The following is a 23,956-nucleotide window of genomic DNA, read 5'->3' on the forward strand; positions in this document are numbered from 1 at the left end:
CCCGATAGCCAAGTTAGCCCATCAGGCGTTCGCTTGACAATGGCAGATGGCGGGAGATTTTCCCGAATTCGGCTGCGAGCGGCCGGAGTCAGCGTGTCGCGTCGGCGTCGGCGGCAAGCAGATCGACGAGCGATTTCACGCCGCGTCGCCAGGACTGGTCGGTATTGCCGCGAATGTCGACGGAGCGCTGGAACACCGCCTTGCCCGTCGCGACATCCTCCACGCGCAGGTTGATGTTGAGGATCAGGTTGCTGATCTTCTGCACCCAGCAGACGCCCACGCGCTCGACGCCAAGCGTGCGCCCCACTTCCAGCTCGCAGCCGTTGCACGCGTTGAGATCCTGCGATGCCTGCAGGCTCGCGATCAGATTCCCGGCAGGCGCGTTGTCGGCGACATGAAAGAGATCGCGCGAGCGCAACTGGTCGCGCAGTTCGTTGCTGATCATGCCGAGCCGCGCGTTCTGAATGCGCGTGAGTTCGGCATCGTTGTAGGCGGCGTTGTCGTCGATCAGCGCGCAGTCGACGACCGCAATCGATCTGGGCGCGGCCTGCGACGGCGAAGCGAGCATGCAGAGGCACGCGGCAATGGTGCAGGCGATGGTCTGCCGGGTCATGGGTTCTCCTTTTCCAGACGACTGTGCGTGGGATCGAAGTTAAATCAACGCTGGCAGTAATTCAACGCGCATGCGTCGCATGCGGACCAACTGCAGCGCGCCCCTTGTTCGACTGAAGCCAACACGAGCGGTATCGCACACACATGGCATGAAGGCCGCGAGCCTTATCCCTCTTCGCTTCACGCAGGCGACGACCGTTCTTCGCACGATTGGCACAGGCCTTGCAAAACACGCAGCGAGCACACGCCGTGCTTGCGTCCGACCTCAAAGAGCCCATCATGGAACGCGCACTCATCATCAAAGACCTTCCCTTTTCCGACGAAGAAGCCACCCTGGACCGCGAGCAGATGAAGCGCCTTACCGGCGGCCGGGCCGTTCAGGTGCGAGTCGACAACAACGGTGTCGGCACGGTCGACGACTGGGAGATCAACACTGCCATCTTCGAGGGCCGCATCAAGGGATCGTATCTTTGAAGCATGCGCGGCGTGCGGTGACCCTGCACCGAGTCACCGCACCGCTCACAACGCCACGCGCAATGCGTCGTCCGCAATCGCGAGCCGCGACGCCATCACCTTCACGACAAACCGGTGCCACTGCTGCGCGGTCAGCGGTTCGTCGCGCTCCAGCTGCTGCAACGCCGCGAGCGACAGCCGCCACAGCCGCGCGGGCTCGTCGGCGATCACGTCCGCGCTGCGCGGACGCTGCGAATACACCGCCATCTCGCCGACGATCGTTCCCGGTCCGAACGAGCGCAGTCGCACCGCGCGCCCGTCCGCGAGCGTCAGTGAGACTCTTACGTGCCCCCGCTCGACGAGGAATATCGCATCGCCCGGCTCGCCGTGCCGGAACAGCAGCTCGCCCGCGCCGATCTCGCGCATCTCGAGACACGCCATCAATCGTTCGAGCGCGAGCGGCGTGAAGTGATGCGCGAGGGTCGCGTGGAAATCGGCCTCGTCGGTGTGATGCTTGCCGGCGTCGGTGTCGAGCTGGCGCTCCTCGATCCATTCGAGCCCCGCATCGAGCGTGTCGAACTCGTGGATGCCGAGACTCAGCGTGCCCGTTCGCGCGAGCAGTTGCCGCGAGCGCGCGGGCAACCCCGTCAGGACGAGCAGGACGCCCCGCGCCTCGCACACCTGCTTGAGCTTCATGAAGCTGACCGACACGGAAGCATCCACGCCGTTCGTCGCACCGAAGTCGAGCACGACGTAGCGCACCGGCATCGGTGCGTTGCGGCCGAGCCGCTCGCGCACGCGATGCAGGATCGAGTTGGCGGTGCCGAAGAAGAGAAAGCCTTGCAGGCAGGTCCCGCACACCTGCGAGCCATGCTCCTTGAGGCGTTCGGCCTGCTCGATGGTGCGCTCGACGTTCGAGGTGCGCGTGCTGCCGTCGAACTCCATGCGCACGCAGCTCACGCGCCCGTAGAGCAACGCGAACGTCACGCATGCGGCAAGCACGCCCGCGACGACGCCCGCCACTACGCCATAGACAGCGATCACGCCGAGGATCAGCGGCACGAGCAGATACTCGTTCCAGTCGAGCTTGCCCCACGCGCCGACGAGCCAGTCCATCAGGAGGCGCAGCCCCATGAAAATCTGCAGGCCGACGAGCACGGGGACCGGAAAGAGCGCGACCAGATCCGGAGACACCGCGAGCACGAGAAGGCACGCGAGCGCGGCGAACACGCCGGCGACGCGGCTCGTCGCGCCGGCGCGCGCGTTGAGCATCGAGCGGTTGTAAGACTGGTAGCCGACCATGCCGCCCAGCATCCCGCTCGCGATATTCGCGAGTCCGGCCGCGCGCATCTCGCGGTTCAGGTCGACGTCCTGGCCCGTCGCGGCGCCGATCGCCGTCGAGTTCATCAGGATCGTGATCGCCGACACCGACGTCACCACGAGCGTCTCCGGCAGATGCGCGCCGATCGCGTGCCAGTCGACCTCGCCCTGCGCGAGCGAACGCGGAAGGTGCAGTTCGGGAAGCTGCAGCGCATGCATCGGCACGTGCTGAAGCAACAGGCCCATGTCGCGCGCATCGTCGATGCGGATGCCCGCCACGTGCAGCAGCACATAGAAGAGCAGAATGCCGAAGCCGAGCGTCGCCGGCAGCACGGCTGCATGCTTCCACACGCGATGAAGAATGGTCGCCAGCGCGCCGACGACGAGCGCCGGCACCCACGCGAGCCAGTGCAGGTGAATGAGCAGCGGAACCGCCTGCCAGCTCGGCGCGTGGCCAGTCAGCACGCGAAACGCGCCCGTAAGCAGCAGATAGCCCGTGCCGGCGAGAAAGCCGCCCATCACGGGATAAGGCAGGAATTGCAGCGACCGGCTGCGCTTGGACGACCCGATCGAGAAGAGGATGATGCCCGTCACGATCGAGCACAGCGCGATCGAGATCAGCACGGTTAGCAGGATGGCGGTGGGCGATCCGCCGTTCGCGCGCACGCTGCTCGCGACCCCCGCCGCCACGCCGACGAGAAACGCAGTGGCATTGCTGTCGGGGCCGCCGATATTCATGCGCATCGAGCTCGTGAGCGCGATGACGAGCGCCGTCACGACGCAACTGACGAGCGCGGTCGGCACGCCGAGTTCGGCGTAGCGCGCGAGGTCGGCGCTGAAGATCATCGTGCCGAGGCTCATCGCGTAGCACAGCATGACGAGCGTCGAGAGCGTGCCGGCCGCGAGGTCGCCGAACAGGCGCGCGATGCGCGCGTCGCTTCGATCGCTCCCGGAACCTGCGGTGGCTGGCTTCACAGCGCTCTCCCGATGCGTGTCGGCGATACGGTGCTGAACGTGCAACGGCGCTTTCGCGCCTGCGGGGATGCGGGTTTGCGCCGCAGCCGCATGGCGCGCGGTCCGCCGACGAGTATCCGCCGCGCCGCGCCGGCATGTCAATTTTCCGCGTGCGCCCGCGCATATCGTGCCCGGACGGCGCGACCTACACTGTAGAGGCAACGGGCGGTGAGGCGCATCGCCCCATTCATCTGACGAGACGGCCGGCGACCAAGGCAAAAAGGCACAGGCGATGGACATCGGTCAATGGCTCGATGCCCTCGGGCTCGGGCAATACGAACGTGCGTTCGCCGAGAACGACGTCGATCTCGCCATGCTCGCCCAACTCGACGACGCCGACCTGAAGGAGATCGGCGTGGCGTCGCTCGGGCATCGCAAGCGGCTGCTCGCCGCGATTGCCGGGCGCGCCGCCGTCGCCGCGCCGCCTGCTGCCGCACCGGCGCCCGCAGCAGGCGAGCGCCGTCAGGTCACGATCCTCTTCGCCGACCTGTGCAATTTCACGGCGCTGTCGCGCACGCTCGACGCCGAGGAACTGAGCGAGCACGTCGGCCGCTATACGGCGCTCGTCGACGACATCGTGCTCGGTCTCGGCGGCACGATCGACAAGCACATCGGCGATGCCGTGATGGCGCTCTTCGGCGCCCCGCGCGCGCACGACACCGACGCGCTGCGCGCCGCCCGCGCCGCGCTCGACATCCACGCGGCACTCGCGAATCTCTCGAAGACGGCGGCGCGGCCGCTCGTCGCGCATGTCGGCATCGCGAGCGGCGAAGTGATCGCGGGCGCGCACGACCGCGCGGGCTTTCACGACTACACCGTGATCGGCGACTCGGTGAATCTCGCCGCGCGTCTCGTCGATGCCGCCGGCCCCGGCGAGACGCTGATCGCGAGCGAGGTGCATCGCGCGCTCGGCGACGCGGTCCGCGCCGACGCCTTCGGCGAATTGCGCTTCAAGGGCATCGACGCGCCCGTGCGCGTCTGGCGCCTCACCGGCGTCACCAGCCTGGAGGGCGAGCGCTCGAACGGCAACCGTAGCCGCTTCGTCGGCCGCCATGCGGAACTGGAACAGTTTCGCGGCATCGCGCGCGCGTGCGTGACTGCCCACGCGGGTCACGCCGTCTGCGTGCGCGGCGAGGCGGGCATCGGCAAGTCGCGGCTCGTCGAAGAGATCCGGCGCTTCGGCGAACCGCTCGGCTTCGCGGTCCACCACGGGCGCGTGCTCGACTTCGGCATGGGACGCGGCCAGGACCCTGTGCGCGCGATCGTAGGCAGTCTGCTCGGGCTCGCGCCGGGCGCGGACCTCGACCAGCGGCGCGAGGCCGCCGCGCGCGTCGCAGCCGTTGGCACCATCGGCGCCGACCGGCTGATGTTCCTGCACGACCTGCTCGACCTGCCGCAGACAGGCGAATGGCGCACGCTCTACGACGCGATGGACAACGCCGCGCGCGACCGCGGCAAGCGCGCACTGGTGGCTGCGCTCATCGAAGGCGCCTGCCGTCGCGGGCCGGCGATGATCGTCGTCGAGGACCTTCACTGGGCCGATCCGCAGGTGCTCGGGTTCGTCTCGACGATGGCGGCGGCGGTCGCGAACGGGCCGGGGCTCGTCGTGATGACCTCGCGCGTCGAAGGCGATCCGCTCGACGCCGCGTGGCGCGCAGGCTGCCGCGGCACGCCATTCGCGACGATCGACCTCGGCCCGCTGCGGCGCGACGAGGCGCTCAGTCTCGCGGACGGCTTCATCGATGCGACCCAGCGCGTCGCACTCGCGTGCATCGAGCGGGCGGACGGCAATCCGCTCTTTCTCGAACAACTGCTGCGCAACGCCGAAGAGGGCCGCGGCGAAGCCGTGCCCGCGTCGATCCAGAGCCTCGTGCTCGCGCGCATGGACCGCTTGCACGCCATCGACCGGCTCGCGTTCCAGGCGGCCGCCGTGATCGGCCAGCGCTTCGGACTCGGGCTCCTGCGGCAACTGACCGACGCGCCGGACTATACGTGCGACGGGCTCGTCGCGAATGCGCTCGTGCTGCCCGAAGGCGACGGCTTCCTGTTCGCGCACGCCCTGATTCAGGAAGGCGCGTACTCGACGCTCCTGCGCGCGCGCCGCCGCGAGCTGCACCGGCGGGCGGCGGACTGGTTCGCCGCAAGCGATCCCGTGCTGCGCGCCCAGCATCTCGACCGCGCCGAGGACGCGGGCGCCCCGCGCGCCTATCTCGAAGCAGCGCTCGCACAGCGCGCCGCGTGGCTGCCCGATGCCGCGCTGCGCCTGATCGCGCGCGGCATCGAGATCGCGGGCGAGCCCGCCGACCGCCACGCGCTGACCTGCCTGCGGGGCGAACTGGAGCGCGATCTGGGCGAGATCGCTGCGTCGATCGACACGTACCGGCTGGCGGTGGCCGGCGCGCCCGACGAACCGTGCACCGCGCGCGCGCAACTCGGGCTCGCGGAAAGCCTGCGGGTGAGCGAAGGCCTGACCGAGGCGCAGGCGCTGCTCGACGCCGCGCAGCAGATCGCAGAACGTCACGGCATGGTCGCCGAACTCGCGCGTCTGCATCATCTGCGCGGCAACATCCTGTTTCCTCTCGGCCGGATCGATGGCTGTCGCGAAGAGCATCAGCGCGGACTCGCGCACGCGCGGCGCTCGGGTTCGCCCGAAGCGGAAGCACGCGCGCTCGGCGGCCTCGCCGACGCGGCCTACGCGCAGGGCCGCATGCGCACCGCCTTCGAGCACTTCAGCCAGTGCGTCGCGCTGTCCCGCGAGCACGGCCTCGGGCGTATCGAGGTCGCGAACCGGTCGATGGTGGGCTTCAGCCGCATCTACCTGAACGAGGCGCGGCTCGCCCGCGAGGACGGCGCGGCGGCCGCGCGGGCGGCGGCGCTCGTCGGCCAGCCGCGCGCCGAACTGCTCGGCGAGACGATGGGCGCGTTCGCCGCGCACGAACTCGGCGATGCCGACGCCACGCGCGAGCATCTCGACCGCGAGATGCGGCTGATCCGTCAGCTCGGCGCGCGTCGCTTCGAGGCACAGAATCTGGAGATGCGTGCGCGCCTTCTGATCGATGCGAAGGAACCCGTGCGCGCCGCCCGGTTGCTGCGCGAGGCCCTTGCGATCTGCGATGAAGTCGGCACGCAGTTCAGCGCACCGAAGGCGCTGAGCGCGCTCGCGCGCACGTCCGGCGACCCGCTCGAATGCGCGCGGATGCTGGCGCAAGGCGCCGAATTGCTGCGGCAGGGCGCGGTCGGGCACAACCATCTGTGGTTTTATCGCGATGCGATCGAGGCGTTGCTCGCGGCCGGCGATACGGCCGGTGCGTGTCGTCATGCAGAGGCGCTGGAAGCGTACGCGCGCGAAGAGCCGCTATCGTGGGCGAGCCTCTTCGCGTCACGCGGACGGGCCTTGGCCGCTGCCCGGGAAGGACACGACGACGAAGCCACACAGCAACAGCTCGCGCGCGTGCGCGGCGAGTTGGAGGAAGCGGGCCTGATGGCTTATCTGCCCGCCGTCGACGAGGCGCTCGCGGGGCATTGAACATCGCAGCGCAGAACCACGACCCGTAGCTACAAAGGACATTCGCGACGAATCATGCCACTCACCGAATACCGCTTCTCGACCGTCTGGTGCATCGACGCGAGCATCGAGCGCGTGTGGGACGTCATCCACGACGCCGCGCGCTGGCCCGACTGGTGGAAGAACGTCGAGCGCACCGTCGAACTGAAGAGCGGCGACCACGACGGCGTCGGCGCGCTGCATCACTATGTGTGGCGCGGCGTGCTGCCGTATCGTGTGGTCTTCGACATGCGCATCACCCGCGTGGAGCCGTTGAGCGCGCTCGAAGGCGAAGCGAGCGGCACGGTCGAAGGCACCGGCTGCTGGCGATTCAGCGCGCTCGGCGAAGGAACGCAGGTCCGCTACGACTGGCACGTGCGCACCACACGCGCCTGGATGAACCTGCTCGCGCCGCTCGCGCGTCCGGTCTTTCGCTGGAACCACGACGCGATCATGCGCGAAGGCGGTCATGCGCTCGCGCGACGCCTGAATGCGCGGCTGATCCGCATCGAACAGTGGTAGCCGGCTTTCGGCCGCACCGTTCGATGGATTCGAACCGTCAACTGGAGTAACGTTGGACCGGAGCGGCCCGGCATCTCGCCGCTCGTCCGGAATGCGTTCGACACACACGTTCGCTCCGCAAATTTCGGCAACAAGGAGGCGCTCATGCCCGACGAACCTGCTCAATGGCACGTGTTTGAATACGAAGGCTTCGAAATCCATGTGCTGCCGCAGCTGAAAATGGCACCGGAGCACGCGCCGCCGCGCACGATCGAGCGCTACGTGTATATCGGCCACGTGTGCCGGCACGGAGCGAATGCGAATGCGCCCGGCGAAGCCGTGCATTTCCACGCCGACGGCAACGACGAGTTCAAGTCCGCCGACGACGCCGTCGACGACGCGCGGCACGTGGGCAAGACCATCATCGACGGCACGCATCCGGATCTTTCCGTGTTGCCGCTCGTGTCGCAGCACCATCATCACTGACGACCCCGACGACCGCCGACGATGAACCAGCTGACCGAGCCGAGCTTCGAAAGCCTGAGCGCCATCACGCTCGTCACCCGCGACATGCAGCGCGCGGTGCGCTTCTACCAGACGCTCGGCTTCCCGCTTCTGTACGGCGGCCCGCAGGAAGCCTTCACGTCGTTCGCGATCGGCGGATCGTTCCTCAACCTGATCGCGGAGGCGCACGAGCCCGTCAGCGGCTGGGGACGCGTCATCATCTATGTGTCCGACGTGGACGCGCTCTATAGGAAGCTGATGGCGGCGGGAATCAAGCCTTCGTTCGCTCCGCGCGATGCGCCCTGGAACGAGCGCTACTTCCACGTCAGCGATCCGGACGGCCACGAACTCAGCTTCGCGCGTCCGCTCGGTTCATAGCAAACTTCCCGGGCACGAGTTTCGCTTCATCTCCGTCAAGGATCTTTCCCGCGACGTTCTCGATTCATATGAACGATGGCGCACAGACCCTCGCTGCGCCCGCGCGCACGCTGAAGGCACGCATCGAAAGAAAGTATCCGGCTGTTGCTATTTCGCCAAAAACCGCACACCGAAGCTTTCGAAGCGTAGAGTTAAAGTGCTTTCTCAAGTGTGTGGTGCGACGCGGCAGCCGGTTCGGTTACGCGATGCGCGCAGTCCGCGCAAGGCGGCAGCAACCGGTGAGACGGAGAGTGGAAATGAAAAGCACGAGTGAGCAGTCCCTGCGGTACCAGGTCGAAAAGTGGCTTGCGCCCGGGTCTACTGCGCCGGTTCACGTGATGGAATTCAGCCGTACGCGGGTCGGCCACAGGCGGTACGTGCGCGTCGAGACTTCGCAGCCCACCGGCACGCGCTCACTCTTTTTCTTTCGCCACGACGACGGCTACTGGTGCGTCTTCCCGCCCGACAGTGATCGCGCGAAGATGCATGTCGAAAGGCTCGCTGCCTGAATTGCCCGGCTAGAATTTCAGGCCGTTGAGAAACTGGAACCACAGCGCGCCCAGATGATGGGCGTGCGCAGACGACGGCTCCTTCTCCTTTTCCGTATCCTTCTCGTCTGACCGGACGGCCTCTTCCGTCACCGTCTGCGCTTCTTTCTGTTCTCCTGCCATCTGTTCCTGCCGCGAGGCATGCAGCGCAATTGCGCTGTCGGCGATATGGCCTGCGGTTTGCGCGTCGCATCGCTGGCCGAGCAGCACGCCGAAAACTACATCGCGGTTGTAGCCTTGCGTGGCAAAGTGCATCGCGAGCGCCACGCGCTCCGCATATTCCCCCTGGGCCGCCGCCTGCGCGGCCGCGCGGCGCTCGGCTTCCTCGGCCTCTTCCTGCTGCCGCTGCTCTTCCCAGCGGCGCATCTCTTCCGCGAAGATCGAATCGTAGACCTGCCGCTGCGCCGGGTCGGAAAGGATCGCGTACGCTTCCTTTATCTCCTGGAACGCAGCGCGCGCGGTGTCCTCGCTTCCGACGTTGCGATCCGGGTGACAGCGCATTGCGGCCTTGCGGTAGGCGCGTTTGATTTCTTCGTCGGAGGCGTGCTCGTCGACGCCCAGCGTTTCGTATAGCGTTGCCATCGTGCATTCGGTTCGTGTTCGGGTCGCGGACCATCGTAACATGCGAAAAGTGCAGTCTCGCGACGGGGCGACGCATGACCGCGCGTCACGGCATCCGACGCCCCGTGATGTTGCGAACGCCCTCGGCACCGAGCCGGTCGAACACGGCGCGCGCCGCCGGAAGCTGGCGGCGGATATGCAGCCTGATGTTGAGCACCGCCACCGCGAACAGCGCGACAGTCGCGACGAGATACTCGTGGCGCTCCGGCAGCACGCCGTACCACGTGTGCGCGACGACGAGCGCAATCCACACGATGGCGGGCAGATGCAGTCCCCAGTGTCGTTGCGCGAAATGCCACGCAAGGCGCCGCACCGTGCGCCTGGACGCCCGGTCGAGGCCCGCGAGCGGTGCGTGCTTGCCGTCGGATGCAGGGGGCATCGAATTCTCCAGCTTCGGTTGACCGTGCCGCCCGGGCGACACGTGATCGACACACGCCAGCGTTATGATGCCGCGCAGCCGGCTCGACCTTCAAGCGCCGCAGCCCGCTCCTATCTCGCGACGACACGATGGCACTTTCGATCGCCGACATCCGGCATCTCTTCGATACATACGGCGGCCTCGCCTACAGCGGCGAACCCGTCACGCAACTCCAGCATGCCCTGCAGACAGCGACGCTCGCGCAAGACTCGGGCGCACGCGCAGAACTCGTGACGGCGTCGCTGCTGCACGACCTCGGGCATCTGCTGAACCGGCAGGGCGAGACGCCGACCGAACGCGGCATCGACGACCTGCACCAGTACTACGCCCTGCCCTTTCTGCGCCCGCTCTTTGCGGACGCAGTGCTCGAACCGATCCGCCTGCACGTCGATGCGAAGCGCTGCCTGTGCGCGATCGACCCGACGTATCGCGCGAAACTCTCCGCGGACTCGGTGCGCAGTCTCCGGTTGCAAGGCGGCGTCTTCAGCGAACACGAAGCGCAGTCATTCCTCTCGCAGCCCTATGCCGAAGACGCGCTGTCCCTGCGCCGCTGGGACGATCTCGCGAAAGACGCATCGCGTTCGACACCCACGCTCGCGCATTTCCTCGCGATCGCCGAAAGCGTCACGAAGCCAGGCGAAGCGATGCTGTCGCCCGGCTCTGCGTCGGCCGGAACGAGCAGTCACTCGCCATAAAGATCGAGCAGCTTGAGCGTCACGCCGTTGGTCCAGCCGAAGCCGTCCTGCAACGGATATTCGCCGCCACCGCCGCCACCCGTGCCCGCACCTTCGACGACATACTTCTCGACGAGCTTCTGCTGCTTCGCATAGACGTTCTTCACATCCGCGAGAAAGCGCATGCCGATCGGCTGCGACAGTTCGCTGCGTCCGTAGCGCTTCAGCCCTTCGATCGCGATCCAGTGCAGCGGCGCCCAGCCGTTGGGTGCGTCCCATTGCTGGGTCGTCGTGTAGGTCGTGGTCGCGAGGCCGCCGGGCTTGAGCAGTTGCGCCTCGACCGCGCGTGCCGTGCGGTGTGCGCGCTCGGGCCATGCCGCGCCCGCGAAGAGCGGATAGAGCGCCGCCGCCGAGACGTTGTCGCGCGGCTTCGCGAGCCGCCAGTCGTAGTCGCCGTAGTAGCCCTTGTCGTTCCACAGATACTTGTTGATGCCGACCGCCCGCTTCGCCGCGTGACCGATGAACTGCGCCACGCAGCCGAAGTCGCGCGCTTCGCCGCAGCCGCGCGCGATCGTCGTTTCGAGGTGGAACATCAGGCTGTTCAGATCGACGGGGATGATCGACGTCGTGCGGATGGTCGCGAGCGTCATGTTGTCGCCGAACCAGCGCGAACTGAAGTCCCAGCCGCTCTCGGCCGCCGCGCGCAGGTCGCGATAGACCTCGTTCGGCGCGCGGCCCGGCACCTGCTTCGCCGTCGTCACGTCTTCCAGATACGACTCGTCGCGCGGTGTGTCGGAAGCGTCCCAGTAGCGGTTGAGCACCGTATGGTCCAGCAGCATCACGACGTTGCGCGCGGCGTCGCCCGGCTTGAGTGCGCCCGCGCCCTGCATCCAGTACGCGTACTCGCGGCGCAGTTGCGGCAGATACTTTTAATAGACGCGCCCGCCTTCCTTCTGTGCGGCGAGTTCCACCATGTACGAGAAGAACGGCGGCTGCGAGCGGCTCACGTAATACGTGCGGTTGCCGTTCGGAATGTGGCCGATGGTATCGATCAGATACGCGAAGTTGTCGAGCACGTTGTCGACGAGATCCTCGCGGCCCGCTTCCTGCAAGCCGAGCATCGTGAAATAGGTGTCCCAGTAGTAGCCTTCGCGAAACCGGCCGCCCGGCACAACATAGGGCTTCGGCATCGGGATCAGCGAACTGTTGGCGGGCACGGTCGCCGCCGTCGTCTCGCGCGTGAGCCTGGGCCAGAGCCAGTCGATATGCTCGCGCAGCGTCTGGTTCGGCGGCGGCGTGATGACCTGGTCCGTCGGCGGTGTGAAGTACTGCGCGACGAACGCGGAGAGCGAGAAGCCCGGGTTGTTCTTCTGCTGCTCGTAGTACGCGACGATGGTGGCCGGGTCGGCCTTCGGTGTCGCGTCGACGAACGTCTTCTGGTCGGGATAGACCTGCGCGGTCTGCACGGCGACGAACAAATCGCCGTAGAGCACGCTCGGGGGCGGCGGCAAGGTCGCGCCGACCTGCGTATCGGCTTGCGCCTCGTACGCCACTGCTCCAAACAGTATCAGCGCGCCAAGAATGCGCGCCGCGGCTTGCCTGTGATGTTGCATCGACGGAACGACCATGTCTCCTCCTCGTAAGGGATCACGAACCGGACTGGTCTCGCTCATGGCGCGCGGCGCTCGGGCACCTCAAGGGCGCTCTCGGTGTTCGACGGCGAAGGATCGCATGAGCGCGTCGGGGTTCGCAACCTTCAAATCGGGATCGGATCGGGCACGACTCGTGCGCCGCTGCGACGCACCAGGCGCGCTATTCCAGCGTCAGCGCCTTGTGTGCCTGCGTCTGGAAATCGGTCGGCGTGACGCCCGTCTGCTTGCGAAAGTAGCGGCTGAAATACGCGATGTCGGCGAAGCCGAGTCCATGCGCGATCTGCTTGACCGACATCCCCGAGTACACGAGATCGCGCTGCGCCTCGCGCACGAGATGCTCGTTCACGATCGCAAGCGGCGAACTCCCGAGCTCCTCGCGGCAGATGCGCCCGAGTTGCGCGACGGTCGTACCGAGTTGTTCGGCATAGAACTCGACCGGCCGGTGCTCGCGAAAGTGCGCCGTCACGAGTTCTCGAAACCGCTTGATCTGTAGCAGGCGCCGCTCGGTCGTGGCGACCGCGGGCGCTGCAGCGGCCTTTTCGCCGAAGCGCGCGACATGCACGAAAAGTGCAATCAGAAGCGACATGCCCGCCGCGATATGCCCGCGGTCGTTCGCACGGAATTCGCGTTCGAGCAAACCGAACAGCGACATCAGGTCGCTTTCGGCGACGGCCTGCGCCGTCACCGGAATGACCGCCGCGCGCTGCAGCACCGGAATCAGCCCCGGCGACACGACACTCGATATCGATTCGAGCGAACGCTGCGCGGCCGTGATGACGAGCCCGTCGACGTCCGGCGAAAACACGAAGCCATGCACGGTCTGCGCAGGCAGTAACACAATGCAGGGCGGCTCGATCGGGATCCTGGTGTTCTCGATCACCACCTGCCCGCTTCCGCCGCGGATGAACAGAAACTGCAACAACGCGTCGTGACGATGCGCATCGATGTGCCAGTCGTTCGGACGGCTGCGTTCCGGAATCCATTCGAAGTTGAACGCGTCGTACCAAGGCGGCCGCGCCGATTCGCCGTACAGGCTGTAGTTAGGGATTTTCCTCATGCCGTCGCGCCTCCTCCTGCACAAATTGTCCTGTCGTCTGCGGTCTTTGTCCAATTTTTCGTGAGTCGCCGTCGATAGACTGCTTTCACATCGGAGGTCGTCTTTGCAGACCTTCAAAAACACGGACAAGGAGACAGGCATGACTCATGACTCAATACATCCTCACTGGCTCGGGCTCGAATCGCGGGTTTGCGTGGTCACGGGCGCGGCGGGCGGCATCGGACGCGCGATCGGCGAGACGCTGGCCTCGGCGGGCGCGCGGCTCGCGCTGCTCGATCGCGATGAAGCTGGCTGCAATGACGCCGCGAACGCCCTGCGCGAACGAGGCATCGAAGCGATCGCGATCGCGTGCGACATCAGCGATCCGGCGAGCGTCAATCGCGCCGCCGAGCAGGTGGAGCGCAAGCTCGGCCACGCCGACGTGCTCGTCAACAACGCGGGACTTCTGCGCGCGGGCGGGATCGAAGATATCGGGCTCGATGCCTGGAACGCGATGCTCGCGGTGAACCTCACCGGCTACATGCTCTGCTCGCAGGCGTTCGCGCGCGGCATGCTCGCGCGCGGCTCGGGCAGCATCGTGCATGTGGCCTCGGTGGCCGCGCACCACCCGCAGACCTATAGCGGCGCCTACAGCCCGAGCAAGGCGGCCATCGCGATGCTCTCGCGCCAGATCGCCGCCGAATGGGGTCCGCGTGGCGTGCGCAGCAACACCGTATGCCCCGGCATGATCCGCACGCCGCTCTCGCAGGCGTTCTACGCGCAAGGAGACGTCGAAGCCCGCCGCAGCGCGATGACCGCGAGCCGGCGCATCGGTCGTCCCGACGATATCGCGAACGTCGCCGCCTTTCTCGCGAGCGAGCGCGCCGCGTATGTGAATGGCGCGGAGATCGTCGTCGATGGCGGGCTCGAAAGCATGCTGATGGATCTCGTGCCGCGTCCCGGCTTCGAGGCGCCCGCGAAGGCCGCCTGATTTTCCGGCGCACCACTGCGCCTTCTCCACTCGAAAGGAGTATCGACATGACTACCGTCAACCGGTCGTCAGGGGATGCCTGCGACCTCGTCTGCGATCTGCTCGTGATCGGCTCGGGCGCAGGCGGCCTCTCCACCGCCATCACGGCAAAGAAGCAGGGGCTCGACGTGATCGTCGTCGAGAAGGAAGCGTTCTTCGGCGGCACGACCGCCTTCTCCGGCGGCGTGCTGTGGATTCCGGGCAACCGGCACGCGAAGGACGCCGGCATCGCCGACGATCGCGACGCCGTGCGCACCTACATGCACCACGAGACCGGCGCGCTCTACGACGAAGCGGCCGTCGAAGCGTTCCTCGATGCCGGCCCGCGCATGCTCGATTTCTTCGAGCGCGAGACCGACGTCAAATTCCTGCCGACGCTCTATCCCGACTATCACCCGGACGCGCCGGGCGGCGTAGACGTGGGCCGCTCGGTGGTCGCCGCGCCCTTCGACGCAACCGCGCTCGGTGCCGATCTCGTGCGCCTGCGTCCGCCGCTCAAGACCATCACGTTCATCGGCATGATGTTCAATTCGTCGAGCGCGGATCTCAAGCACTTCTTCAACGCGACCAAATCGCTGGCTTCGGCGTGGTATGTGGCGAAGCGCCTCGCGAGCCATCTGCGCGAACTCGCGCTCTACAAGCGCGGCGTGCAGGTGACGAGCGGCAATGCACTCGCCGCGCGGCTCGCCAAGTCGGCGCTCGATCTCGGCATTCCGATTCACACCCATACCGGCGCGAAGGAACTGATCGTCGAGAAGGGACGCGTGTGCGGTGCCGTCGTGAATGGCAACCGGGGCGAGATGCGCATTACCGCGCGACGCGCCGTCGTGCTCGCGTGCGGCGGCTTCTCGCATGACATCGCCCGGATCAAGGCAGCGTATCCGCATCTGCAACGCGGCGGCGAGCACGTCTCGCCGGTGCCGCGAGGCATCACCGGCGACGGCGCGAGGATGGCCGAGCGCGCCGGCGGCCGCGTGCCGATCCGCTATCCGCAGCCGGCCGCGTGGATGCCCGTGTCGCGCGTGCCGCTGAAGGATGGCAGCTTCGGCGTGTTCCCGCATCTGCTCGACCGCTACAAGCCGGGCATCATCGGCGTGACGCGCAACGGGCGGCGCTTCACCAACGAATCGAATTCCTATCACGACGTCGGCGCCGCGATGATCGACGCATGCAGGAACGAACGCGAGACGGCGATGTGGCTCGTCTGCGATCACGCGACGATCCGCCGCTACGGCCTCGGCTTCGCGAAGCCGGCGCCGTTGCCGCTCGGGTCGCACCTTCGCAACGGCTATCTCGTGAAGGGCCGCACGCTCGCCGAACTCGCGCGCAACGCCGGTATCGACGCCGCCGCGCTCGAAGCGACGGTGCGTGAGTACAACGCGGGCGCGCAACGCAACGAAGACGCGCAGTTCGGCCGCGGCACGACTTCGTTCAATCGCTATCTCGGCGATCCGGCGCACACGCCGAATCCATGCGTGGCGCCAGTCGGCGACGGCCCGTACTACGCGCTGAAGGTCGTGATGGGCGATCTCGGAACCTTCGACGGCATCGCGACCAACACGGCCGGACAGGTTCTCGCGAATGCCGATCCTGTCCCCGGCCTCTACGCCGTCGGCAACGACCGCGCCAGCATCATGGGCGGCAACTATCCCGGCGCCGGCATCACGCTCGGCCCGATCATGACCTTCGGTTATCTCACCGCGTTGCACATCGCGCAGAGCGGAAATGTGCATGAGAGACAGCGCGCCGAACTCAGGAGCGCAGCATGAAGTCCTTCATCGATCACCGCATCTACACGATCAAACCGCGCGGCATGGCCGAGTTCATCGATGTGTTCGACCGCCTCGCAATGCCGATCCAGCTCAAGTATCTTAGCGCGCCCGTCGGCTTCTATCAGAGCGACATCGGCGCGTTGAACCAGGTCGTGCACCTTTGGGGCTACGAGAGCATCGCGGATTACGAGCAGCGCCGCACCGCCCGCGACGCCGATCCCGAATGGCCCGCTTACCTGCACGCGTCGGCGCATCTGATCGTGGCTCAGGAGAGCCGCATCATCCGCCGCGTGGAGTTCAAAAGCCTTTCGGCCACCGTGCGATAGACGCGAACGCGCACGCACTTCATTCAGCCCCCATCTTGCATGGGACCCGAATAAGCGCATGGGATCAGAGCAAGCGCTAACTCGGTTCGACAGGAGACAACCGTTATGAACCCGCATCGCAAACTCCCGCCGCGCACGATCGACGTCCAGAGCTTCATCGACGATCAGCGCTTTTCGCTTTATCAATGGACGATCCTCGTTCTCTGCTTTCTTGTCGTCGCCGCCGATGGCTTCGATACGGCCGCGGTCGGCTTCATTGCGCCGTCGCTGATCGGCGACTGGGGCGTGAGCCGCGCCGCGCTCGGCCCCGTGATGAGCGCCGCGCTCGTCGGACTCGGCATCGGTGCGCTCGCGGCCGGCCCCGTCGCGGACCGGCTCGGACGCAAAACCGTGCTCGTGCTCTCCGTGTTCTTCTTCGGCGCGTGGAGCCTGGCTTCGGCGCATGCGGGGTCCATCGAATCGCTTACCGTGCTGCGCTTTCTCACCGGCCTCGGGCTCGGCGCGGCGATGCCGAACGCCGTCACGCTGATGTCCGAATATGCGCCCGCACGCATCCGCGCCATCGCAGTCAATGCGATGTTCTGCGGCTTCTCGGTCGGTCTGTCGCTCGGCGGGTTGTGCGCGGCGTGGATGATCCCGCATTTCGGCTGGCCGAGCGTGCTGGTCGCAGGCGGCGCCGGACCGCTCGCGCTCTCGGTGCTGCTGATCCTGTTGCTGCCCGAGTCCGCGCAGTTCATGGTCGTCAGAAAGCGGCCGGCCGAGCGCATCGCGCGCATCCTGCGGCGCATTGCAGCGGACCCGCGTCTCGTCGACTGCGTCTTCAGCTCAACCGATTCGCGCGACAGCGTCGCCGACAAATCCGCGCTCGCGCTGGTCGTCTCGCGGCCGTACCGGTTCGGCACCGCGATGCTCTGGCTCGCGTATTTCATGGGCCTGATGATCTTCTATCTGCTGACGAACTGGCTGCCCACGCTCTTCAAGGACGCGGGCTTCAGCGCCGAGCGCGCCGCGCTCACCACGTCGCTGTTTCCGCTTGGCGGCATTCTCGGCAACCTGTGTCTCGGCTGGGTGATGGACCGCTTCAACGCACGGCGCGTGAACGCATTCGCCTATGTGTTCGCGGCCGCCCTGGTGCTCACGATCGGACGCGGCATCGGCGATCAGGTCTGGCTCTCCGTCTTGATCTTCCTGACCGGCACGGCAGTGACGAGCGCGGTGACGTCGATGTCCGCGCTTGCCGCGGCGTTCTATCCGACGCGCAGCCGGGCAACCGGCGTCGCGTGGATGCTCGGCATCGGGCGCATGGGCGCCGTCGCCGGGGCGATGACCGGCGGCCTCATGATGAGCATGGGGCTGCAGTTCGGCGCGGTGTTCACGTTCCTCGCCGTGCCGGCTCTGGTCGCAGCGTTCGCACTGGGCGCGCTCAGCCGGCGCGATGCTTCGGGTCAACGGGCCGCGGTCGCGACGGTCACGCAGCCTACTGTGGAGTGATTGGGGCGGCCCGTTCGTGACAAAGGCCGGCCGGCGGATGCCGGTCGGCCTTTGCGTTGCCGCCTCCGAGATCAGCTGTTGTCGAGCGGCTTGCGCGATGTCTCGCGGCTCGCGAGCATCGCGATCAACGCGACGGCCGATGCGCCCACCAGATACCACGCCGGCGCGAGCTTGTTGCCGGTCGCGCCGATCAGCCAGGTCGCGACAAACGGCGCCGTCCCGCCGAAAAGCGCGTTGGCCGCGTTGAAGCAGAACGCGAAGCCGCTATAGCGCACGCGCGTCGGAAAGATCTCCGAGAGGAAGCAGGGCAGCGTCCCGTCGTTCATCGTCAGGAGCGCTCCGAACGCGATCTGGATCAGCACGATCGTCATGAAGCTCGCACCGACGAGTCCCTTGAAGAGCGGCACCGTCAACGCCGCGAAGAGGATAGAAGCGCCGATCAGCATCGTCTTGCGCCCCACGCGGTCCGACAGCGCGCCCATGATGAACACGAAGCCGATGTACGCGGTGAGCGAGATGGTGGCCGCGATGAACGATGCCGTCTCGCTGACGCCCATTTCGGTCGAGAGGTACGTCGGCATGTAGCTCAGCACGAGGTAGAACGCGACGGCGTTCAGGCACGTCACGCCGAACGCGATCAGCATCTTGCCGCGATGCATCATCAGGAGTTCCTTGGCGGGGGCGCGTGCTACCTGATGCGACGTTTCGAGCGCCTTGAAGGTAGGCGTGTCTTCCAGCCGCACGCGGATGTAGCGTCCGATCAGGCCGAACGGCGCCGCGAGCAGGAACGGCAGGCGCCAGCCGAACGAGTGGAGCTGGTCGGACGTGAGGAACGCGTGCATGACCGCGACGAAGATCGAGCCGAAGAGAAGACCGGCTGCGGTGCTCGCCGGCACGATGCTCGTGTAGATGCCGCGCTTGCCTTCCGGGGCGTATTCCGCGAGGAACGCCGACGCGCCCGCGTATTCGCCCGATGCCGAGAAGCCTTGGACAAGGCGCACGACGAGGAGCAGGATCGGCGCGAAGATGCCGACTTGCGCGTAGGTGGGCAGGAACGCGATCAGGAAGGTCGAGCACGACATGATGAGGATCGACAGCGAGAGCGCGGTGCGTCGTCCGATCTTGTCGCCGAAGTGTCCCCAGACGATGCCGCCGATCGGGCGCACGATGAACGAGATTGCGAACACGGCGTAGGCGGCAAGGAGGCCTGTTGCGGCATCGGACTTCGGGAAGAAGACGACGGCGATGATGGTTGCGAGATAGCCGTAGGACGCGTAGTCGAACCATTCGACGAAGTTGCCGATGAAGCTCGCCATGGCGGCGCGTTTGAGCAGGCGCGGGTCGGCGGTTGGGGTGGCTGTTGAGGCGGGGTTCGAGTATGCCGATGGCGCGAGGATGCCAGCGCCCGAGGCCTGGCTGGAAACCGCTTTCGTTGAGTTCATCCGTTTCTCCAAACTTGAATCGTGCGCGATTGCTGTGCCTTCGTTGTGCTTTGCGGCGAGTGTTCGCTAACGGGATTTAGTGCGGTTCATTGACGTCGCTCCTGTTCGATCGGTGGATTCGATGGAGCAAATGGTAGAAGCTCGGGGGATCGGAAAATTTTCGAAATCGACACGAGAGTGCACGAAATCGACGAAAAGGGTTTACCACTGGCGTCCCGAGCGATCTGGTTGAACACCGGGTGCTGTTGATGCGCTCGATGGAATCTGATTTGTTTGCGGTCGCTAGCGCGCCCTTGTGCGGGGCGGCATTTCATTGCCGCGCGTTAGCAAAGCGATGGTTTACGGTTGTGCCTTTCGTCCGAGCGAAGCGCGGACGAACCGGAACGCAGTGCATACCACTCTGTTGGAGTGCGAGGGGTGTCAGTGCGTGCGCGCGCGCGCCAAGCCGGGTCGGTCCTTTGAGGGCGACACTTAGGCGCTGCACCACTCAGTAATGCTAGTGCGTTGACGTGCTGTGACTGCTGCCAGAAAAGCTGCTTTCTTTGCTTACTTTCTTTGCAGCAGCAAAGAAAGTAAGTCCCGCCCCGGACAGGGGCAGAGCTAATAGACCACTAAGAAGGCAAGTTTCAAGAAAAGCGCAGAAGCGTAGACGGTGGAAACAACGACGCCCTCCAAGCGGACCGCAGCCCTAAAGCGCCCGCTGCCGCCCGGCAGCCAACGCCCCCACAGCGAGCAACGCCGCGGAATAAACGAGCCCTCGCGCGAGCCCGGCGCCATCGGAGATCAACCCGATGACCATCGGCCCGACGATCTGCCCGAACGCGAACACGATGGTGAAAGCGCTGATCCCCTGGGCCCAGCGCGCCGCCGGCAGGTTGTGCCGAACGAATGCCGTCGTCGATGCGACGGCCGACAGGAAGGTCGCCCCGAAGAGAACGCCAGATAAAAACGCGACGACTGTCGAGCCAAAAACCACGGGCATGATGGTAGCCAGCGCGAGCAATCCGTTGAGCGTGGCAAGCGCCTGCCCGCCGTGCATGCGGTCGAGGAGTCGGGACCACAGCCGCGCCGACACGACCGTCGCAAGTCCGAGCAGCACATAGAAAGCGGTCACGGCAGAAGCGCTCATGCCGTCGTTGCGCAGCATCGCGATGATGAACGTCATGTAGCCGATATAGCCGACGCCAAAGAAGAAATAGCCCCCGAGCATGCGAGAGAAACTCGGCCAGCGAGGCGCATCGGCAGGTGCCTGAGGAGCGCCCCGCCCCGCAGCCTGCGCGATATCGCCGGACTCGATACGCCGCGCCGCGCCGGCCGCGAACACCGACAACACCGCGCACGCAAGAGCAAGCGCGAACCACGCGAGTTGCCAGCCATGCGCGCCGCTTCGTATGCTCGATGGCACGAGCACCGCGGAGACCACGATGCCCCACCCCGCGCCGCCGTAGTACAGGCCGAGCACGAGCCCGGCGTCACGCGGATGAGACGACGCGAGGCGCGCCGCCAGCACGCCCCCGCCGATGAAGATGAACGCGCTGCTGATGCCCGTCGCGACCCGCTGCGCGAGCAGCGCGCCGGTATCGGCGAGCACGCCGCTCACCGCCATCACGATCGCAGTGACGACACAGCCCGCAATGAACGAAACGCCCGCCGACCAGCGTCGCGAGCAAAGGGGAAAGACGAGCGCGCCCAGCAGATAGCCGAGCGCGTTGGCCGTGTTCATCGCGCCGGCCTGCGCGAAAGTCCAGCCGAGGTCGGCCTTCATCGAAGGAAGCAGGAGCGCGTAGGAAAAGCGCGTGAGTCCAAGCGCGATCGCGCTGCCAAGCGACAGGCACACGGCGAGCGCCAGCGTCTCTCCGCGAGAACGCGCCCCGCGATCCGACGATGTCCATTTCGATTCGTGTCGTTGCGCGGTGCTGCCGGTGTCGTCGGTCATCGGTTCTTGTGGTGGCGGTTGCGCCGCCGTGGCGACGGCGGATTTGTCGCCTATGGTATCGCGAGGACCCGCCGCCGTTAAGACCGTCCCGCGCTACAGGCCCGCATACACCGGATACCGCGCGCAAAGCGCCGACACCTGTTCGCGCACGCGCTGCTGAACGCGATCGTTGCCGATGTCGTCGAGCACGTCGCAGATGAGGCGCGCCGTGAGTGCCGCGTCGTCTTCCGTGAAACCGCGCGTCGTGATCGCGGGCGTGCCGATGCGAATGCCGCTCGTGACGAACGGCGACTGCGGATCGTTCGGCACCGTGTTCTTGTTGACCGTGATGTGCGCGCAGCCGAGCGCGGCGTCTGCATCCTTGCCCGTGATCCCGCGCGCAACCAGGTTCACGAGGAACAGATGATCGTCGGTGCCGCCCGACACGATGTCATAGCCGCGTTCGATGAACACCGCGACCATCGCGCGCGCATTGGCGAGCGTCGCCTTCTGATACTCGACGAATTCCGCGCCGAGTGCCTCCCTGAACGCCACCGCCTTCGCCGCGATCACATGCATGAGCGGTCCGCCCTGCGTGCCGGGAAAGACCATTGAGTTGAGCTTCTTCTCGATCTCCTCGTTCGGCTTCGCGAGAATCAGCCCGCCGCGCGGGCCGCGCAAGGTCTTGTGCGTGGTCGTCGTGACGACGTCCGCGAAAGGCAGCGGATTCGGATAAAGCCCCGCCGCGACGAGGCCCGCGACATGCGCCATGTCGACGAAGAGATATGCGCCGACGCGATCCGCGATTGTGCGAAAGTGTGCGAAGTCGAGCACGCGCGAATACGCCGAAAAGCCCGCGACGATCATCTTCGGCTTGTGTCCCACTGCCAGCCGCTCGACTTCGTCATAGTCGATGAGGCCGCTCGCCGTATCGACGCCATACTGCACCGCGCGATACACCTTGCCCGAGAACGACACCTTGGCGCCATGCGTGAGATGGCCGCCGTGCGCGAGGCTCATCCCGAGGATCGTGTCGCCGGGATTCAACAGCGCCATGTAGACGGCCGCGTTCGCCTGCGATCCGCTGTGCGGCTGAACGTTGGCGTAACCGGCGGCGAACAGGCGCCTGGCGCGCGCGATCGCAAGCGATTCCACCACGTCCACGTGCTCGCATCCGCCGTAGTAGCGCTTGCCCGGATATCCCTCCGCGTACTTGTTGGTCAGCACCGAGCCTTGCGCTTCGAGCACGCGCGGGCTCGCGTAGTTTTCCGATGCGATCAGTTCGATATGTTCTTCCTGACGCCGTCGCTCGAGGCGCATGGCGTCGGCGAGTTCCGGATCGAAGCCCGCGATGGTTTGTCCCGCTGAAAACATTGCACGTCTCCTGCTGGTTCGTCTTGCGGCACGAGGCCGCAAGACTGTTTCGTTCGACGGCTCAGGCCGCGATGATGTTCTTCCCCGGACCATAAGGGAAACCGGTGATGTTGGTCGCGTCCTTCTTGCCGATCACGAGGATGTCGTGCTCGCGATAACCGCCCGCTCCGGGCAAGCCGTGCGGCAGCATGATCATCGGCTCCATCGAGACGACCATGTTCTCTTCCAGCACGGTGTCGATGTCCTCGCGCAACTCGAGCCCCGCTTCGCGGCCGTAGTAGTGCGAGAGCACGCCGAACGAATGGCCGTAGCCGAATGTGCGGTACTTGAGCAGGCCATACTCCGCGTAGATCTTGTTCAGTTCGTGCGCGATGTCGCAGCAGCGCGCGCCCGGCTTGATGAGCTTCAGCCCCGCCTCGTGCACTTCGACGTTGATCTTCCAGAGACGCAGATGCTCGTCGGAACAATGATCGAAGAACATCGTGCGCTCGAGCGCCGTGTAGTAGCCCGCGATCATCGAGAAGCAGTTCAGGCTCAGGATGTCGCCCTTCTGTACCTTGCGCGTCGTCACTGGGTTGTGCGCGCCATCGGTGTTGATGCCGGACTGGAACCAGGTCCACGTATCCATCAACTCGGAATGCGGATAGCGGCGCGCGATCTCGCGCACCATCGCCTGCGTCGATGCAAGCGCGACCTCGTGTTCGGGCACGCCTTCGTGCACGGCCGCCGCGAGCGCCGCGCCGCCGACGTCGCACACCGCCGCACCGTTCCTGATGACCTCGATCTCTTCCGCCGACTTGATCATGCGCATGCGCATCGTGTCTGCGCCGATGTCGACGAACTCTGCATCCGGCAACGCCGCCTTCAGCTTCGCCAGCACTTCGACGGGCATCTGGTCGAACTCGACGCCCACGCGTCCGCGGTTCTCGATCTCGCCTTGCACCGTGCGGAAGAAGTTGTCGCGCTGCCAGTCGGTGTAGACGACGTTGTAGTCGCCGACCGTGCGGCGCCACGGCTGGCCGCCGTCGATGTTCGCGCTGATCGAGACGACCTTCTTCGGCGTCACGACGAGTCCGTACTTGCGCCCGAACGAGCAGTACAGGAAATCGGCGTAGTAGTTGATGTTGTGATACGACGTGAACAGCACTGCATCGATGTTGCCGCGCGCCATCAGTTCGCGCAGCTTCGTCTGGCGGTTCGCGTATTCGGCATCGGAGAACGTGTGCTGGACTTTCTCGCCGTTCTCGATGCGGATCAGGTTCTCCATTTTCATTCTCTCGCTCCTGGGTAAA

At 66.0% G+C, this 23,956-nt stretch carries 20 protein-coding genes and 1 pseudogene; 11 read left to right on the forward strand and 10 right to left on the reverse strand.

Going from position 1 to position 23,956, the window contains the following annotated elements:
• Nucleotides 1-88 precede the first annotated feature (88 nt).
• Entirely contained in the window at nucleotides 89-613 is a 525-nt protein-coding gene (locus AWB81_RS06290) for a DUF3280 domain-containing protein (RefSeq protein WP_062633320.1), read from the reverse strand.
• 278 nt (nucleotides 614-891) lie between these two features.
• Between AWB81_RS06290 and AWB81_RS06295 the strand changes: the two genes are divergently transcribed.
• On the forward strand, nucleotides 892-1,086 hold the full coding sequence (locus AWB81_RS06295; protein WP_062633420.1) for a hypothetical protein: 195 nt from the start codon (nucleotides 892-894) through the stop codon (nucleotides 1,084-1,086).
• Nucleotides 1,087-1,131: 45 nt separating this feature from the next.
• Here the strand turns inward: AWB81_RS06295 and AWB81_RS06300 are convergent, their stop codons facing one another.
• The gene (locus tag AWB81_RS06300) at nucleotides 1,132-3,360 is read right to left on the reverse strand and encodes a SulP family inorganic anion transporter (RefSeq protein WP_062633423.1); all 2,229 of its coding nucleotides are present in this window, start codon (nucleotides 3,358-3,360) and stop codon (nucleotides 1,132-1,134) included.
• A gap of 271 nt (nucleotides 3,361-3,631) precedes the next feature.
• On the opposite strand from AWB81_RS06300, the gene AWB81_RS06305 reads away from it, so the two are divergent.
• The 5 genes from AWB81_RS06305 to AWB81_RS06325 all read left to right on the forward strand — a co-directional run bounded on the left by AWB81_RS06305 (nucleotide 3,632) and on the right by AWB81_RS06325 (nucleotide 8,874).
• Complete coding sequence (locus AWB81_RS06305) at nucleotides 3,632-6,925, forward strand: adenylate/guanylate cyclase domain-containing protein (RefSeq protein ID WP_062633322.1); 3,294 nt, start codon at nucleotides 3,632-3,634, stop codon at nucleotides 6,923-6,925.
• Between the two features lie 54 nt (nucleotides 6,926-6,979).
• Nucleotides 6,980-7,465, forward strand: a complete 486-nt coding sequence (locus AWB81_RS06310; RefSeq protein ID WP_062633324.1) for an SRPBCC family protein — start codon at nucleotides 6,980-6,982, stop codon at nucleotides 7,463-7,465.
• Between the two features lie 144 nt (nucleotides 7,466-7,609).
• On the forward strand, nucleotides 7,610-7,930 hold the full coding sequence (locus AWB81_RS06315; RefSeq protein ID WP_062633326.1) for a hypothetical protein: 321 nt from the start codon (nucleotides 7,610-7,612) through the stop codon (nucleotides 7,928-7,930).
• Nucleotides 7,931-7,951: 21 nt separating this feature from the next.
• Complete coding sequence (locus AWB81_RS06320) at nucleotides 7,952-8,326, forward strand: VOC family protein (RefSeq protein WP_062633328.1); 375 nt, start codon at nucleotides 7,952-7,954, stop codon at nucleotides 8,324-8,326.
• Nucleotides 8,327-8,622: 296 nt separating this feature from the next.
• Entirely contained in the window at nucleotides 8,623-8,874 is a 252-nt protein-coding gene (locus AWB81_RS06325) for a hypothetical protein (RefSeq protein WP_062633330.1), read from the forward strand.
• A 9-nt stretch (nucleotides 8,875-8,883) separates the two neighbouring features.
• Here the strand turns inward: AWB81_RS06325 and AWB81_RS06330 are convergent, their stop codons facing one another.
• Together AWB81_RS06330 and AWB81_RS06335 are read right to left on the reverse strand one after the other, a co-directional pair.
• Complete coding sequence (locus AWB81_RS06330) at nucleotides 8,884-9,495, reverse strand: J domain-containing protein (RefSeq protein ID WP_062633332.1); 612 nt, start codon at nucleotides 9,493-9,495, stop codon at nucleotides 8,884-8,886.
• Nucleotides 9,496-9,580: 85 nt separating this feature from the next.
• Nucleotides 9,581-9,913 (reverse strand): hypothetical protein, encoded by a 333-nt coding sequence (locus AWB81_RS06335; protein ID WP_062633334.1) that lies wholly within the window; start codon nucleotides 9,911-9,913, stop codon nucleotides 9,581-9,583.
• A gap of 128 nt (nucleotides 9,914-10,041) precedes the next feature.
• Between AWB81_RS06335 and AWB81_RS06340 the strand changes: the two genes are divergently transcribed.
• Entirely contained in the window at nucleotides 10,042-10,647 is a 606-nt protein-coding gene (locus AWB81_RS06340) for a phosphonate degradation HD-domain oxygenase (RefSeq protein WP_087134830.1), read from the forward strand.
• On the opposite strand, the pseudogene treA reads toward AWB81_RS06340, so the two are convergent.
• A pseudogene (treA, locus tag AWB81_RS06345) lies at nucleotides 10,635-12,254 on the reverse strand (alpha,alpha-trehalase TreA). The gene AWB81_RS06340 and the pseudogene treA sit on opposite strands and share 13 nt — an antisense overlap.
• 184 nt (nucleotides 12,255-12,438) lie before the next feature.
• Nucleotides 12,439-13,335 (reverse strand): helix-turn-helix domain-containing protein, encoded by an 897-nt coding sequence (locus AWB81_RS06350; protein WP_062633336.1) that lies wholly within the window; start codon nucleotides 13,333-13,335, stop codon nucleotides 12,439-12,441.
• Nucleotides 13,336-13,474: 139 nt separating this feature from the next.
• On the opposite strand from AWB81_RS06350, the gene AWB81_RS06355 reads away from it, so the two are divergent.
• The 4 genes from AWB81_RS06355 to AWB81_RS06370 all read left to right on the forward strand — a co-directional run bounded on the left by AWB81_RS06355 (nucleotide 13,475) and on the right by AWB81_RS06370 (nucleotide 17,933).
• Nucleotides 13,475-14,305: an SDR family NAD(P)-dependent oxidoreductase gene (locus AWB81_RS06355; RefSeq protein ID WP_062633338.1), complete on the forward strand. Its 831-nt coding sequence runs from the start codon at nucleotides 13,475-13,477 to the stop codon at nucleotides 14,303-14,305.
• Nucleotides 14,306-14,352: 47 nt separating this feature from the next.
• Nucleotides 14,353-16,113 (forward strand): FAD-dependent oxidoreductase, encoded by a 1,761-nt coding sequence (locus tag AWB81_RS06360; protein WP_062633340.1) that lies wholly within the window; start codon nucleotides 14,353-14,355, stop codon nucleotides 16,111-16,113.
• Nucleotides 16,110-16,442 carry an NIPSNAP family protein gene (locus AWB81_RS06365; RefSeq protein WP_062633341.1) on the forward strand — a complete coding sequence of 111 codons (333 nt, stop codon included), beginning with the start codon at nucleotides 16,110-16,112 and terminating at the stop codon, nucleotides 16,440-16,442. The genes AWB81_RS06360 and AWB81_RS06365 overlap by 4 nt, the downstream gene beginning before the upstream one ends.
• A gap of 105 nt (nucleotides 16,443-16,547) precedes the next feature.
• Nucleotides 16,548-17,933, forward strand: coding sequence for an MFS transporter (locus tag AWB81_RS06370; protein WP_062633342.1), 1,386 nt, complete (start codon nucleotides 16,548-16,550; stop codon nucleotides 17,931-17,933).
• A 71-nt stretch (nucleotides 17,934-18,004) separates the two neighbouring features.
• Here the strand turns inward: AWB81_RS06370 and AWB81_RS06375 are convergent, their stop codons facing one another.
• From AWB81_RS06375 to AWB81_RS06390, 4 genes are all read right to left on the reverse strand, one after another.
• The gene (locus AWB81_RS06375) at nucleotides 18,005-19,249 is read right to left on the reverse strand and encodes an MFS transporter (RefSeq protein ID WP_235025736.1); all 1,245 of its coding nucleotides are present in this window, start codon (nucleotides 19,247-19,249) and stop codon (nucleotides 18,005-18,007) included.
• Nucleotides 19,250-20,063: 814 nt separating this feature from the next.
• Nucleotides 20,064-21,311, reverse strand: a complete 1,248-nt coding sequence (locus AWB81_RS06380) for a YbfB/YjiJ family MFS transporter (protein ID WP_087134831.1) — start codon at nucleotides 21,309-21,311, stop codon at nucleotides 20,064-20,066.
• A 93-nt stretch (nucleotides 21,312-21,404) separates the two neighbouring features.
• Nucleotides 21,405-22,664 (reverse strand): serine hydroxymethyltransferase, encoded by a 1,260-nt coding sequence (glyA, locus tag AWB81_RS06385; RefSeq protein ID WP_062633344.1) that lies wholly within the window; start codon nucleotides 22,662-22,664, stop codon nucleotides 21,405-21,407.
• A 61-nt stretch (nucleotides 22,665-22,725) separates the two neighbouring features.
• Entirely contained in the window at nucleotides 22,726-23,937 is a 1,212-nt protein-coding gene (locus tag AWB81_RS06390; RefSeq protein ID WP_062633345.1) for a M24 family metallopeptidase, read from the reverse strand.
• Nucleotides 23,938-23,956 lie beyond the last annotated feature (19 nt).

Source organism: Caballeronia arationis (assembly GCF_001544975.2).
In the GTDB taxonomy this organism is placed as follows: Bacteria; Pseudomonadota; Gammaproteobacteria; order Burkholderiales; family Burkholderiaceae; genus Caballeronia; species Caballeronia arationis.

What these genes read in the sequence shown, in the direction of transcription:
- AWB81_RS06290 (WP_062633320.1), bottom strand. Translation starts at nt 613, where the DNA reads ATGACCCGGCAGACCATCGCCTGCACCATTGCCGCGTGCCTCTGCATG.
- AWB81_RS06295 (WP_062633420.1), top strand. Translation starts at nt 892, where the DNA reads ATGGAACGCGCACTCATCATCAAAGACCTTCCCTTTTCCGACGAAGAA.
- AWB81_RS06305 (WP_062633322.1), top strand. Translation starts at nt 3,632, where the DNA reads ATGGACATCGGTCAATGGCTCGATGCCCTCGGGCTCGGGCAATACGAA.
- AWB81_RS06310 (WP_062633324.1), top strand. Translation starts at nt 6,980, where the DNA reads ATGCCACTCACCGAATACCGCTTCTCGACCGTCTGGTGCATCGACGCG.
- AWB81_RS06315 (WP_062633326.1), top strand. Translation starts at nt 7,610, where the DNA reads ATGCCCGACGAACCTGCTCAATGGCACGTGTTTGAATACGAAGGCTTC.
- AWB81_RS06320 (WP_062633328.1), top strand. Translation starts at nt 7,952, where the DNA reads ATGAACCAGCTGACCGAGCCGAGCTTCGAAAGCCTGAGCGCCATCACG.
- AWB81_RS06325 (WP_062633330.1), top strand. Translation starts at nt 8,623, where the DNA reads ATGAAAAGCACGAGTGAGCAGTCCCTGCGGTACCAGGTCGAAAAGTGG.
- AWB81_RS06330 (WP_062633332.1), bottom strand. Translation starts at nt 9,495, where the DNA reads ATGGCAACGCTATACGAAACGCTGGGCGTCGACGAGCACGCCTCCGAC.
- AWB81_RS06335 (WP_062633334.1), bottom strand. Translation starts at nt 9,913, where the DNA reads ATGCCCCCTGCATCCGACGGCAAGCACGCACCGCTCGCGGGCCTCGAC.
- AWB81_RS06340 (WP_087134830.1), top strand. Translation starts at nt 10,042, where the DNA reads ATGGCACTTTCGATCGCCGACATCCGGCATCTCTTCGATACATACGGC.
- AWB81_RS06350 (WP_062633336.1), bottom strand. Translation starts at nt 13,335, where the DNA reads ATGAGGAAAATCCCTAACTACAGCCTGTACGGCGAATCGGCGCGGCCG.
- AWB81_RS06355 (WP_062633338.1), top strand. Translation starts at nt 13,475, where the DNA reads ATGACTCATGACTCAATACATCCTCACTGGCTCGGGCTCGAATCGCGG.
- AWB81_RS06360 (WP_062633340.1), top strand. Translation starts at nt 14,353, where the DNA reads ATGACTACCGTCAACCGGTCGTCAGGGGATGCCTGCGACCTCGTCTGC.
- AWB81_RS06365 (WP_062633341.1), top strand. Translation starts at nt 16,110, where the DNA reads ATGAAGTCCTTCATCGATCACCGCATCTACACGATCAAACCGCGCGGC.
- AWB81_RS06370 (WP_062633342.1), top strand. Translation starts at nt 16,548, where the DNA reads ATGAACCCGCATCGCAAACTCCCGCCGCGCACGATCGACGTCCAGAGC.
- AWB81_RS06375 (WP_235025736.1), bottom strand. Translation starts at nt 19,249, where the DNA reads ATGGCGAGCTTCATCGGCAACTTCGTCGAATGGTTCGACTACGCGTCC.
- AWB81_RS06380 (WP_087134831.1), bottom strand. Translation starts at nt 21,311, where the DNA reads ATGACCGACGACACCGGCAGCACCGCGCAACGACACGAATCGAAATGG.
- glyA (WP_062633344.1), bottom strand. Translation starts at nt 22,664, where the DNA reads ATGTTTTCAGCGGGACAAACCATCGCGGGCTTCGATCCGGAACTCGCC.
- AWB81_RS06390 (WP_062633345.1), bottom strand. Translation starts at nt 23,937, where the DNA reads ATGAAAATGGAGAACCTGATCCGCATCGAGAACGGCGAGAAAGTCCAG.